Source organism: Pedobacter sp. Leaf216 (genome assembly GCF_001421515.1).
In the GTDB taxonomy this organism is placed as follows: Bacteria; Bacteroidota; Bacteroidia; order Sphingobacteriales; family Sphingobacteriaceae; genus Pedobacter.
In genome coordinates, this window is the sequence record NZ_LMKM01000012.1 from 64,513 (window position 1) to 77,656 (window position 13,144).

At 36.7% G+C, this 13,144-nt stretch carries 12 protein-coding genes; 5 read left to right on the top strand and 7 right to left on the bottom strand.

All coding sequences use genetic code 11. The features are described from left to right. Positions 1 to 32: 32 nt before the first annotated feature. Together ASE74_RS10060 and ASE74_RS10065 are read right to left on the bottom strand one after the other, a co-directional pair. Positions 33 to 923 carry a DMT family transporter gene (locus ASE74_RS10060; RefSeq protein ID WP_055908048.1) on the bottom strand — a complete coding sequence of 297 codons (891 nt, stop codon included), beginning with the start codon at positions 921 to 923 and terminating at the stop codon, positions 33 to 35. A gap of 124 nt (positions 924 to 1,047) precedes the next feature. Further along, entirely contained in the window at positions 1,048 to 1,764 is a 717-nt protein-coding gene (locus tag ASE74_RS10065; protein ID WP_055908051.1) for a pyridoxine 5'-phosphate synthase, read from the bottom strand. An 83-nt stretch (positions 1,765 to 1,847) separates the two neighbouring features. On the opposite strand from ASE74_RS10065, the gene ASE74_RS10070 reads away from it, so the two are divergent. From ASE74_RS10070 to ASE74_RS10080, 3 genes are all read left to right on the top strand, one after another. Next, a complete protein-coding gene (locus tag ASE74_RS10070) occupies positions 1,848 to 3,488 on the top strand; it encodes a glycosyltransferase family 39 protein (protein WP_055908052.1) in 1,641 nt (546 codons plus the stop codon). A gap of 2 nt (positions 3,489 to 3,490) precedes the next feature. Beyond that, positions 3,491 to 3,871 (top strand): GtrA family protein, encoded by a 381-nt coding sequence (locus tag ASE74_RS10075; protein WP_055908055.1) that lies wholly within the window; start codon positions 3,491 to 3,493, stop codon positions 3,869 to 3,871. A gap of 284 nt (positions 3,872 to 4,155) precedes the next feature. Further along, on the top strand, positions 4,156 to 5,136 hold the full coding sequence (locus ASE74_RS10080) for a hypothetical protein (RefSeq protein ID WP_055908058.1): 981 nt from the start codon (positions 4,156 to 4,158) through the stop codon (positions 5,134 to 5,136). A 167-nt stretch (positions 5,137 to 5,303) separates the two neighbouring features. On the opposite strand, the gene ASE74_RS10085 is transcribed toward ASE74_RS10080, so the two are convergent. Next, complete coding sequence (locus tag ASE74_RS10085; protein ID WP_055908060.1) at positions 5,304 to 5,645, bottom strand: DUF6370 family protein; 342 nt, start codon at positions 5,643 to 5,645, stop codon at positions 5,304 to 5,306. Positions 5,646 to 5,955: 310 nt separating this feature from the next. Then, positions 5,956 to 7,272: an adenosylhomocysteinase gene (gene ahcY / locus ASE74_RS10090; RefSeq protein ID WP_055908063.1), complete on the bottom strand. Its 1,317-nt coding sequence runs from the start codon at positions 7,270 to 7,272 to the stop codon at positions 5,956 to 5,958. Positions 7,273 to 7,777: 505 nt separating this feature from the next. Here ahcY and ASE74_RS10095 point away from each other — a divergent pair. Further along, positions 7,778 to 8,227, top strand: coding sequence for a hypothetical protein (locus ASE74_RS10095; protein WP_157255398.1), 450 nt, complete (start codon positions 7,778 to 7,780; stop codon positions 8,225 to 8,227). A 280-nt stretch (positions 8,228 to 8,507) separates the two neighbouring features. Further along, positions 8,508 to 8,936 (top strand): CBS domain-containing protein, encoded by a 429-nt coding sequence (locus ASE74_RS10100; protein ID WP_055908068.1) that lies wholly within the window; start codon positions 8,508 to 8,510, stop codon positions 8,934 to 8,936. Positions 8,937 to 9,195: 259 nt separating this feature from the next. Here the strand turns inward: ASE74_RS10100 and ASE74_RS10105 are convergent, their stop codons facing one another. The 3 genes from ASE74_RS10105 to ASE74_RS10115 all read right to left on the bottom strand — a co-directional run bounded on the left by ASE74_RS10105 (position 9,196) and on the right by ASE74_RS10115 (position 12,875). Then, complete coding sequence (locus ASE74_RS10105; protein WP_055908071.1) at positions 9,196 to 10,644, bottom strand: M20/M25/M40 family metallo-hydrolase; 1,449 nt, start codon at positions 10,642 to 10,644, stop codon at positions 9,196 to 9,198. 204 nt (positions 10,645 to 10,848) lie between these two features. Then, positions 10,849 to 11,904: a TerC family protein gene (locus tag ASE74_RS10110; protein ID WP_055908074.1), complete on the bottom strand. Its 1,056-nt coding sequence runs from the start codon at positions 11,902 to 11,904 to the stop codon at positions 10,849 to 10,851. Next, on the bottom strand, positions 11,904 to 12,875 hold the full coding sequence (locus tag ASE74_RS10115) for a polyprenyl synthetase family protein (protein ID WP_055908076.1): 972 nt from the start codon (positions 12,873 to 12,875) through the stop codon (positions 11,904 to 11,906). The genes ASE74_RS10110 and ASE74_RS10115 overlap by 1 nt, the downstream gene beginning before the upstream one ends. Positions 12,876 to 13,144 lie beyond the last annotated feature (269 nt).

The following is a 13,144-nucleotide window of genomic DNA, read 5'->3' on the forward strand; positions in this document are numbered from 1 at the left end:
TTCACTTTGTGGGCTTTGCGGTAAAAGCAGACCTAAGTCCGTTTTAGGTATTTTAAATTCGGTAAAATCATCGCCGATAGAATCACCACAACACCAACCCATCTTAAAAATGATACCTGCTCTTGAAGCACAAAACCAGCCATCATAACGGCCACAGGCAATTCTGCCGCACTTAATATTGAGCTAATGACTGTCCCGATTCTAGGCACACCTTCTGCATAAAATAAAGGCGGAATTACTGTTCCAAAAACTGAAATTATTAATCCCCACTTCAATAGGCTCCCGCCCAAAGCGCCATTAAACAAAAACGCTGGTGGAAAAATAATGAAAATCAAAATGCAAGCTCCGGTAATCATTAAAGCACTTTTATGAAGCGCAGGATATTCATTTCCAATTCTTCCGCTAAGCAATAAAAAACCTGCGTAACATATTGCGGCCAACAAACCGAAGCCAATCCCCTTAATGTTCATACTCCCGATACTGCTTTCTACCATTCCGCTCGCTAAAACTGTTCCACCCAAAACCAAAACAATGGCCAAAAGCTGTAATGCTGTGGGTTTCTTTTTAAAAATGAGGAATTCCATTAAAATACTCATCCAGATAAACTGCATCAATAAGATAATGGCTACTGAATTTGGCACAAGTTTTACGCATTGGTAATAAAAAATACTGACTAAACCGGTGCACGTTCCTGCCAGCAACATTTTCCACCAGGGTGTTTTATTTGTAATTATTTTCGTTTTGTAACCAGCTGTTCTGCTTTGAAAAAAAAACAAGATCCATAAAATTACCGTTCCAAAAAAAGCCTGGGCACCAGTAACATCACCCAGCGTATAACCTTCATGATAAGCCAGTTTTACGAAAGTAGAGAGGATACCAAAGCTACAGGCACCAAAAAAAACAAGGAGAATTCCTTTTAACATAAATTATATATTTAACCGCAAAGGACAATAAGATTTTAGCGAAGCATCAGAAAGATTAATTAAATCGATATACCAGGCTTCGCGTTCTTTGCGCCCCTTTTCTTTGCAGTATTGCGGTTAAAAACTAAACCAATTGTTGTAAATATTTCTGAATGGTAGGTTCTAAACCTAGATATAGTGCATCGCTAATTAAAGCATGACCGATAGAAACTTCCAATAATCCGGGGATGCTTTGCGCAAAATAATGCAGATTATGTAAATCCAGATCATGACCAGCGTTAATACCCAAACCTAAAGTATTGGCATGATGCGCTGCAGCAATGTAATTTACAACTGCCTTTTCGCGGTCTGCATAATAATTGTGCGCATAAGCTTCGGTGTACAATTCAATACGATCTGTGCCGGTTTCTACTGCTCCTTCAACCATCTCTACCAAGGGATCTACAAAAATAGAAACGCGGATGCCTTCTTTTTGAAAAACAGCAACCATTTCTTTAAGGTAATCTTTATGTTTAATGGTATCCCAACCATGATTTGAAGTAATCTGACCTTCGGCGTCAGGCACCAAGGTAACCTGAGCAGGTTTATTGGCCAAAACCAAATCAACAAATTTATCCTCTTTACAATTGCCTTCAATATTAAATTCTGTAGCAATAACAGCTTTTAAATCGTAAACATCCTGATAACGGATATGGCGTTCATCAGGTCGTGGATGTACAGTAATTCCCTGTGCACCAAAACGCTCACAATCCAACGCAACTTTAACTAAATCAGGATTATTACCTCCGCGACTATTGCGAAGTGTAGCAATTTTATTGATATTAACCGATAACTTTGTCATAAAGCAAAGATAAGGCTTTGCCCTTGTTAATCTTAAACCTTAAAAAAATTTGACTTTTTTTTGCTCATATTTGCTTCTTGCAAATGAACATAAAAGATACAACGCTATATAAACTTCTGATCGTTTTACTCGCAATTGCAAGTATTCCGGCACTTTTTGGTGGCGTAATGGAACCCGATGGAGCATTATATGCTTCTATGTCAAAAAACATCATCTTATATAAAGATTGGCTTAACCTTTATGGCCGTGGTGCAGATTGGCTGGATAAACCTCACCTCACCTTTTGGATTTCAGCCGCGTTTTTTAAAATTTTTGGGATTTCGTCATTTGCTTATAAATTGCCTTCATTTTTATTCGGTTTACTTGGCGCAGGGTATTTATACCGGTTAGCTAAAGATATATATGATGAAAAAACAGGATTAATCAGCGCGTTGATTTTTATGAGTGCCTTACACATCATCACTTCTACTTTTGATGTAAGGGCCGAAATTTACATTACCACTTTTACCTTAGCTTCAATTTATCATTATTATAAAGCACACCAAAACTCTTTTTGGCACATTGTAGCAGGTTCATTTTTCGCAGCCTGCGCAATACTGATTAAAGGTATTTTTGTGCTGATTCCGGTTTTTGCAGGCTTTATAATTTACTGGCTTTTTACCAAACAATACAAGCAACTTATAAAACCGAAATGGTATATCGCCATCTTGCTGATTCTTGTTTTCATTACGCCAGAGCTATATTCGCTTTACACACAATTTGACCTTCATCCTGAAAAAGTTGTTTTTGAAAGAACTGGCGTTTCAGGTTTAAAATTCTTTTTCTGGGATAGTCAGTTTGGGCGTTTTTTTAACAATGGGCCAATTAAAGGAAAAGGAGATATTTCATTTTTTCTACACACTACGCTTTGGGCGTTTCTGCCCTGGTCTGTATTATTTTATACTGCTGTTGTAAATCTCTTCAATAAGAAGAACAGAATTGCCTTGGCTCCGGAAAGCATTATAATTTGGGCAAGTGCAGCAGTAACCTTCCTTATTTTTTCGTTATCCAAATTTCAACTGCCCCATTATATTCTGATCATTTTCCCACAATTTTCAATAATAACAGCACTTTACTTAAGGAAGCTTAGCAGCAAAGGCTTAAAAACCTTCTTCATTATCCAGAACATTATTTTTATTTTGGTTATTGCTTTGCTTTCTGCGCTGACATATATTTTTGGTTTCGAAAGTCCGTATTTAATCATAGGGATTCTGATTGTTATTTTAGCCTTGGCATTTTTGTTATTTAAAGGCGTACTATTAGAAACAATAATCGCCAGAAGTGCTTTTTTATCAGTTGGCTTAATGATCTTTCTGTTTGTTTTTTTCTATCCTGCGTTGTTAAAGTATCAATCGGGTATGCAGGCCGGCAATTGGTTAAAACAAAACTATCCTACCGCTAAGCCTGCAGTATTAAATTATATAGATGCATTTTCTTTTGATTTTTACGCACCCGGAGAAGTAAAGTATCTGCACAATTACAATGATCTCGACCAATCAAAGCACTTGAAAGATTTAGTGATATACATTTCAGAACAAGAATTGCCAAAGCTTAAAAAAGAGTACAATGCTGAAGTGCTTAAATCGTTTGAATACTTTCATACGACCAAACTGACGGGGAGATTTTTAAATAATAAAACCCGTTATGAGGTTTTAGAGCACTTTTATTTGGTTAAAATACATTAAAAATGGATTTATTCTTCCGGATCTTAAAATTTGGCCTGACAGGTTTCCTGGGAATGGCAATCGATTTCGGTGCCACCTGGTTATGCAAGGAGAAGATTAAAATAAATAAATACATTGCAAATGCAATAGGTTTCTCGCTCGCGGTAACCAATAATTACCTTATTAACCGGGTTTGGACATTCGAGAGCACCAATATCCACTGGGCAACTGAATTTAGTAAGTTTTTGGTAGTGAGTTTAATCGGTTTAGGATTAAATACTTTTATCATTTATCTTTTTCACCAGCGTAAAAACGGAACCAACTTTTATGTTGCCAAATTTTTCGCAATTGTGATTGTTTTCGTGTGGAATTTTTTAGCAAATATGCTCTTTACTTTTAAGTAACAGATTTTGAATTGACTATTCATGCTGACAATTTCAGAATGGCGACTTAATTTTAAAACTCGGACGGCTAAATGAGTCAATGACTAATAATCAAAGAACTATTTAAGTGACGTTTTTGCCGATAAAATAGAATACAACAAGCCATATTAATCCTTTAATCAGGAAAAAAAGAAACCCGACCAGGCCTACCCTTTTAAACCATAATTTTACTTTCTCTTTGTTCATGGGATACTTGTAAAGATAAATGATTTGCATTAAATTAGAAAGATTTTAAATAAGGAATTATGAAATTATCTAAATCACTGCTGCTCATCATCATATCAATTTGTTTTTTCGAGGTTAAAATTTTTGCACAAAACTTTAATCATATAAAACGCTATAAAGTAAATTTTGCTCTCGCCAACAGTGGTACAGAAAAACTGATCACATTCAGAAGCTTTACTGCAAACAGTCAAAAATATTTATTACTGGTAAATCCTGAAACTTTAGATACCAAAGTAGATCTGGCTAGTAATTACACCACAAACAGTTTGCAATACTCAAATGTGCTGGCAATTTTTAAAAATACAGCTTACATAAAGGCTATAGAAGCCGCTGCTGCCAAGGATATACAACTTCAAAATGCGGGAATTGATCATGCCATCCCAAACGAAAAAGGAATTACCTTAACCATCGACCTTTGTCCATCACATAAAGCGCTAGACAGAATCATTTTTCAATCTATTTTTGATGAATTTAAAAAGACCGAGCAACCTGCTCCCTTAGCTGTTTCAGTTTCTGGCAAGTGGATGTTAAAACACCAGGATGACCTGAACTGGTTAAAAAGCCTGGTAGAGAAAAAGGAACTTAACATTACCTGGGTAAACCATACCTATAATCATGAAGTGAATAAACTGCCTTTGGCCGAAAACTTTTTATTGGCACCAGGAACAAATTTAGATGTAGAGGTATTGGAGAATGAAAAACTGATGCTAAAAAATGGTTTGATACCCTCTGTTTTTTTTCGTTTCCCTGGCTTGGTGTCGGATAAAACAATTGTAGAAAAAATTGAAGCTTATGGTTTAATTCCTGTAGGAAGCGATGCCTGGCTTGCAAAAGGACAACAGCCTAATGCTGGTATTATTGTATTGATTCATGGCAATGGCAATGAAGAAATTGGCGTAAAAGATTTTATTCAGTTATTGAAAACCAAACAGGCTGATGTGAAAAGCAAACAATGGCTGCTTTTCGATTTGAGGCAGGGACTGGAAAAGGAATTTGAATAATTTATCGAATTTTTAACCGCAAAGGGCGCTAAGAAAGGCGCAGAGTTCACAAAGATAGCACAATAAATTGACCACAAACGCACAAAGAACACAAGGTTGGGTTCAGACCGTTTTTAAATCAGACTTAGCGGCTCTTTGCGAAAAACTTTGATTTCTTTGCGGTAAAACTACCTCTTAACCGGCAATAACTTTATTTCTTTTGCTTTAAATCGGTTATTCACAATTTCGCCGGAAACTTCTGCTTTACTTACGGCATTGCAAAAACCATGTTCACCATGTGCATCGCCAAAATCATCAATACCTTTACCATCAACAAAATAAGGTTTACCATCTATTTTCACGGCCAATTCACAATCTTTACCTTTCATTTTAAACTGGCATTCGCCACAGGCAATATCAACCACCTTTTTGGTTACCACTTTTGCAGTCGCAGCTTTTTGAGGATTGGTTTGGGCATTCGCAGAAAATGCAGATACAACAAGCACTAAAACAAACATTAACTTTTTCATTATAAATTCTTTTTTCAAATGTAAGTTTTCAACAGCAAAAGAACCAGATACCTGTGTAAAATAAACCTGATGGAAACGGACATCCCGATTCTTCCATCGGGATAAAGTGGACAGCAGGACTGAAACCCTCCGAAGAGAACAGGAACCAACCTTTTCTAATTTTCAATAAAAATCACTTGCCACATTAGAATACGCTGTCGTTCCAATACCCCTCTATGAGAAAGCAATAAAAAAAAGGGATATGCTATTTGCATATCCCTCTTATGTTATCAATCTTCAGTTAACTGCTAACTAAAAACTGTAAACTGAATTAGTACCTGTATGTATCTGCTTTGAAAGGACCTTCAACCGGTACGCCGATATAATCAGCCTGATGTTGATCTAAAACATCTAACTCTACACCAATTTTTTCTAAGTGCAAACGGGCAACTTTTTCATCTAAGTGTTTAGGTAAAGTATACACTTTGTTTTCGTAAGCTGCAGTGTTCGTCCAAAGTTCCAATTGAGCTAAAGTTTGGTTAGTGAATGAGTTACTCATTACGAAACTTGGGTGACCAGTTGCGCAACCTAAGTTTACCAAACGACCTTCAGCAAGCACAATTACATCTTTACCGTCGATAGTATATTTATCAACTTGTGGTTTAATTTCCACTTTGGTATCGCCATAATTGCCATTTAACCAAGCCATATCAATTTCATTATCAAAGTGACCGATGTTACAAACAATAGCTTTATCTTTTAATGCACGGAAATGTTTTTCGCGAACAATATCACAGTTACCCGTAGTTGTTACCACGATATCAGCTTCTTTAATTGCAGTATCTAAACGTTTAACTTCGTAACCTTCCATTGCAGCCTGCAAAGCACAGATTGGATCAATTTCGGTTACAATTACACGTACACCTTGTGAGCTTAATGATTCTGCAGATCCTTTACCCACATCACCATAACCACAAACAACAGCAACTTTACCAGCCATCATAACATCGGTAGCACGACGGATCGCATCAACCAATGATTCGCGACAGCCATATTTGTTATCGAATTTTGATTTAGTAACTGAATCGTTAACGTTAATTGCAGGCACGTGCAAGGTTCCGTTTTTCATTCTTTCGTACAAACGGTGAACACCAGTTGTAGTTTCTTCTGATAAACCTTTAATTGCTGCAATTAGCTCAGGATATTTATCAAAAACCATATTGGTTAAATCGCCACCATCATCTAAAATCATATTTAATGGCTGTTGCTCCGGACCGAAGTGTAAAGTTTGCTCAATACACCAGTCGAATTCTTCTTCGTTTAAGCCTTTCCAGGCGTAAACCTGAATACCAGCAGCAGCAATTGCAGCAGCAGCATGATCTTGTGTTGAAAAAATATTGCAAGATGACCAGGTAACCTCAGCACCTAGTGCAGTTAATGTTTCGATTAATACAGCCGTTTGGATGGTCATGTGCAGACAACCTGCAATGCGCGCACCTTTAAGCGGTTGTGTTGGACCGAATTCTTTACGTAAACTCATTAAACCTGGCATTTCTGCTTCGGCTAATTCGATTTCTTTACGGCCCCATTCTGCCAGTGAAATGTCCTTAACTTTGTAAGGGATATAAGTTGTCTCTACTGATGACATAATTATTTGTTTTTAAATGTAATGCAAAGTTACGGCATAGCTTTGTGAAAGCCAAATAATTAAAAGAGCAAGCGGGTTTACAGATTGTAAAATAGTAATTCTATTTTCTCTGCACAAGCTTCAAAACCTCATATCTTAGCTATTTTTTGAAAAGAAAATCCTGCTGTTGTGAGTTCTGCTCTGGTCCTGCCACACATTCTAGTTCCGATGAATCCCAATGTAAAATCGGGGCTGAGGCTGTAATTCTCGTTCCTTAGGTTTGTATGTACTTAAAAATATATGAGCTTTGAATATATAAAACCTTAATAGCAGTGCTGCACTATTACTCTGTTCCTTAGGTTTAGATTATAAAACTGTGCGTTGTTTGTAATGCTGAAAATAACCTAAAACAAAAATTGATTTACAACTAATTATGACAAATGGCAATCTAAAAAGAATCGGAAGAATCGATAATGAATTCCTAGTCAGCTTTGGATTAGCTAGTAATTTATGACTAATTTTGGTAGTGAAAAAAATAATAACGCCCCTCTTAGTTGCAGTTTCTCTATTCGGCTGCAAAAAATATCCGTACGAATCAAGTTATGTAACTATAGCTTACGAAGTTCAAGTTGGATACCTTGATGGACAAAACAACTGGGTACAACCAACAGCACTGCCTGAAAATTTCGAAGCTGAAATAAGTTTTACCAAACCAGACGGAACAACTCAAACCGAGAAAATTTCTGGTAGCGATCTTGGTGTTGGGGAACAATTAGATTTCGACAAAAATGGGTCTGTCAAAGATTTGAAGCTTACTTGGACCTCTAATTTTACAGCTTCAAGATTAAGATTTAATTGTGTTATCAGGAGAGCTTTCTCAGTTGGTAAAATTACAACAGGACTTCTAGCTTCAGCCAAGAATTCGTCCAACGGTTCTCTGCAAACTACTATAGATGCAAAACCACTTAAAAATTGATAAGTATTTATTATTAGTTGGATAAAATGTAATTTGAAAAGCAAGACCAGCAGCACTGATAGGGCTGTCCATCCATTATAACACCGATCAGGAAACGGAAGCTACCAATTTTGTAGGTTGAGATTAATCCGGTTCTACCGTATATGCCTCAAAGAAGTCAAGTTGACATGGCAAGGTGTACATCAAAAACTTGACTTCTTTTTAAGTCTCCAAAACATCAAAATAAAACTTTGATTTACAGGTAATTATTTCTTAAATTGTTATAACCAAAATAACTGTTATGAAGAGCGTAAAACATTTATTGGATACCAAACAGGTAAGGATTATCTCGGTATCAGAAAATATATCCGTTTTGGATGCTTTAAAAGTAATGACTGAAAAGAATATCAGTGCCGTATTGGTAATGAAAAATGACTTGCTTAAGGGCATTTTTACAGAACGCGATTATGCCAGAAAAATCATTCTTCAGGGCAAATCATCAAAAGATACATTGATTAAAGAAGCCATGACGGCCAGTCCGATTACCATAAATTTAAGCGATACAATTGATTATTGCATGGAGCTGATGACCGATAAACACATCCGTCATTTACCAGTAGTAGAAAATAACGAGGTAAAAGGAATGGTTTCAATCGGCGATGTGGTTAAATTCATCATCGCCGATCAAAAGCAAACCATTTCGCAATTGGAAAGCTATATTAGCGGATAGCACTGGTTGGTGAGATACCTGGTTTACTCAATCTTCTACTACTACTCTCCGCTACCGATGAAGTGTAATGAGCTTCAGTCGAAACGACGACTCTAGAATTATTTCCGTCATTTCGAGTGCAGCGCAGCGAAGTCGAGAAATCTTTTAAGGCAGTTCTCACAAAAATTTCTCCCCGAAGGAGTTCCTTTGGAACACCACGGTCGAAATGACGAATTATTTTATACCAATGAAGACTATAATCTGTGCATCTATCCCTAGGCTATTTCCATCTCCACTCACCGGCGATGGTTAAAGGTTCTTTAAGGTTTTGAGATTCTAAAAAAGTCTTCAATTCTTCTTCGCCCTGAACACCAACAGGAATTTTTGATGTATTGGCTAAAGCATATGTTAACATCGCACTATAACGCACCGTATTTTTAAGTTCCTGCTCATCAACCAGCTTAAAACTATCACCATCTGAATGGTAAAATGGGCCAGAATTGTTTGGCAATTTACCACCAAAACCACCACCTGTAGGAATGCCTTCCAACATAAATGGTTGATGATCGCTATGTAATCCTGCACCTGCATTAAACATGTTTTTAAAACCCGTATCAATTTTTACAATATCAGCACCCCAGGCGGTAAACAAATCTTTCATTTCTGCTCTTGAGGTAGAAAAACCCTTCGGGTCGTTAGTCATATCATAATTCAGCATAAATTTCACCTGATTTAAGGTTTTATCCTTTTTAGCCTGATCGATATACGCTTTAGAACCTAATAAACCCTGCTCCTCGCCCATAAAAAGAACGAATTCTACAGTACGCTTTGTTTTTAAATTCAGTTTTTTAAACGTACGTGCCATATCCATAATGGCAAAAGAACCGATTCCATTGTCAATTGCACCAGTTGCCAAGTCCCAGCTATCTAAATGCCCGCCAACTACAATTTTATCTTTGGGCAACTCGGTTCCCTTAAAAGTAGCCACTACGTTTCTCGCTTTAATTAAACCAGAGAAATTAGTCATGGCGATATGCGCAATCTGATTTTGTGATTTAATTTTCGTTTTCAACGCCATACCATCTTCCAAACCAATACAAATAGCCGGAATAGGAATTAATTTACCCGTTACAGAAGCGGTTCCTGTTAACAGTACTCCATCTTTTACAGTGTTAATTATAATAACTCCTATTGCACCATATTTAGTTGCAATGGCAGTTTTTTCTGAGCGATGCAGTGTTTTTGTTCCTGCCGGAGAACCTGGCAAAACACCAAGATAAATTAACGCAATTTTACCTTTAAACTTATCTGGATTGGCTTGATAATCTGCCTCTAATCCATTACCAGCATCAACAATTTCGCCAGTAACATCTGCACTCACTGGCGAATGCGCAAGTGTAACGGCTTTAACCTTAGTCAGATTATTTTTATCTGTACCAATTTCTACACTAATGGCTTTTCTAGCCCAGCTTTCCACTTCAAAAGGTTGAAACTTTACTTCACAGCCGTATGATTTTAATAAATCGAAAGCATATTGCTCAGCCTTTGCCCCATTTGTAGAGCCAGTTAAACGGTGGCCAATCGTTTCGGTTTCATATTTAAGCGTTTCGTAGGCTTTTGAATGCTGTTGTACATCTGTATTGATCTTGGCAAAAACATCGCCGAATTTATCCTGGGCATTTGCAACAAAAGCGGCACAAAGAAGTGCAGTGGAGAAAAAATATTTCATTAAGAATAGTAGTTTAGTTGCTGAAAGTACAAATTTTAGCCAGAGATTGCTAGCTGTAACGTATATTTTGCTTTGGATAAGGTGTTACGCTAATGGTTCGTTGTTTCGAAGTATCAATCCACTATTTTAAAGTATTACAGGTTTTAAAAGACACTGGAATAATTTCAAGGGGACGATAAAGACTGAATCATCCAATGCAAAAGATTATTTTGCAATATCTGCCTTTTTCTTAGGGAAAACCAATGAAGCCACAATACTGATTACGAGTATGCTTAAAATCACTATAAGTGAGTGTTCGGTAGTAAAACCCCATTTCTCCAAATACACGTGACCCAACATTTTAACGCCGATAAATGCCAGTAAAATAGCCAAACCAGTTTTTAAATAATGAAATTTATGAATAATATTCACCAGCAGGAAAAACATAGACCGCAAACCCATGATAGCGAAAATATTAGAGAAAAATACGATATAAGGATCTTTTGTTACTGCAAAAATAGCCGGAATGGAATCCACAGCGAATAGAAGATCGGTAAACTCGACAATCAACAACACTAAAAATAGTGGTGTAACCAATGTTTTATGGTCAATTTTTACAAAAAACTTCTTTCCTTCGTACTTAGGGTGAATTGAAAATATTTTTGATGCCCATTTTACAACAGGATGATTTTCAGGATCTATTTTATCATCTTCCTGCTTGCTGAAAAACATTTTAACACCAGTAAATACCAGAAAAGCACCGAAAATATAAAGTATCCAGGCAAATTTTGTAATCAGTGCTGCACCAACAAAAATAAAGATAAAGCGCATTACAATTGCACCCAAAATACCCCAGAATAATACACGATGATAATATTTTTCTTCTACAGCAAAAGCAGAAAAAACGAGAACAATTACAAAAATATTATCGACCGAGAGTGCATATTCAATTACATAACCGGTTAAAAACTCCAAACCAAGATTTTGTTTGTAAACGGCTAAACTGCCATCAAAATCGCCTGGGATTAATTTAATATGATGCTGATGTTTGGTTACAATTTCCTGAAGGTGTGCAAAATCTTTGATTCCGTGCAGTTGGTGCCCCTCAGTTAAAAGGATAAAGTAAAAGCCAATGGCCAGGGCCACCATAATCAAACTCATTACTCCAGCTTGTTTTAAACTTACTACATGCTCTTTCCTGCTAAAAAGACCAAGGTCTAAAGCAAGAACAAGTACAATAAATAGTAGAAAACCTAAGCTAAAAAGTAATTCGTTACCCATTATTTTTTACGTTCAGTGGTGTACAATACAAGCTGTTCTAAACCAGTGCGTGCCTCGCCTGCTTCAAAACTGTGCAAAATATCAAATGCATCTTTCTGGTATTCCAGCATTTTTTGATTGGCATAAAATACACCTTCATTAGCATTTACAAAATCAATAATCTGTTGAATTTTAACCGGGTCATCCTGATGGTTTTTCACCAGGTTGATGATCCGTTTCCGTTCTGTTTTATCAGATTTGTTTAATGCATATATTAAAGGCAATGTTACTTTTTTTTCTTTAATATCAATCCCCAAAGGCTTACCCACATCATCCGTTCCGAAATCGAAAGTATCATCTTTAATTTGAAAGGCAATTCCTACTTTTTCACCAAAAAGGCGCATTTTCTCAATTGTTTCATCATCAGCACCTGCCGAAGCGGCCCCTGCAGCACAACAGGAAGCAATTAAAGAAGCTGTTTTCTGCCGGATTACATCAAAGTATAAATCCTCCGAAATATCCATCCTTCGCACTTTTTCCACCTGCAACAATTCTCCCTCACTCATTTGTTTAACTGCTTCTGATACAATTTGTAACAATCTGTGCTCGTTATTGTTTACTGAAAGTAATAATCCTTTGGCCAGCAAATAATCGCCAACTAAAACTGCAATCTTATTTTTCCATAAGGCGTTAATGGAGAAAAAGCCACGACGCTCGTACGCATTGTCTACCACATCATCATGCACCAAGGTTGCCGTATGTAAAAGCTCTACCAAGGCTGCGCCACGATGCGTCGATTCTGTTATTCCACCGCATAGTTTAGCCGCAAAAAACACGAACATCGGTCGCATTTGCTTGCCTTTTTGCTTCACTATATAATGGGTAATCCTATCCAGCAACGGTGCGTCGCTATGCATAGACTCTTTAAAGGTTTTTTCAAACGCTTTAATATCAGCAGCAATAGGTGTTTTTATCTGTTCGATTCCCGGCATTAAGTCGAAAAATTTTGATTGCAAACTTAAGCTAATTTCCCATAAAAAGGTAATCTGGAAACTTAATATTAAGGATTTGAAGCGTCGAGACTACAATCTCTATAATCTTTTCGCTTCTGCTATTCCTTATTATATCAAAACTTAAGCTCCGGTTTTAGACGATCTGATGCATTAAGGATTGTCAGGCGAGATAAAAGCGGTTATAAAAATGAGCTTTATCACAATAAATCAATTAAAACATTAGCTTTATTTAATTTCAAATTTTACAT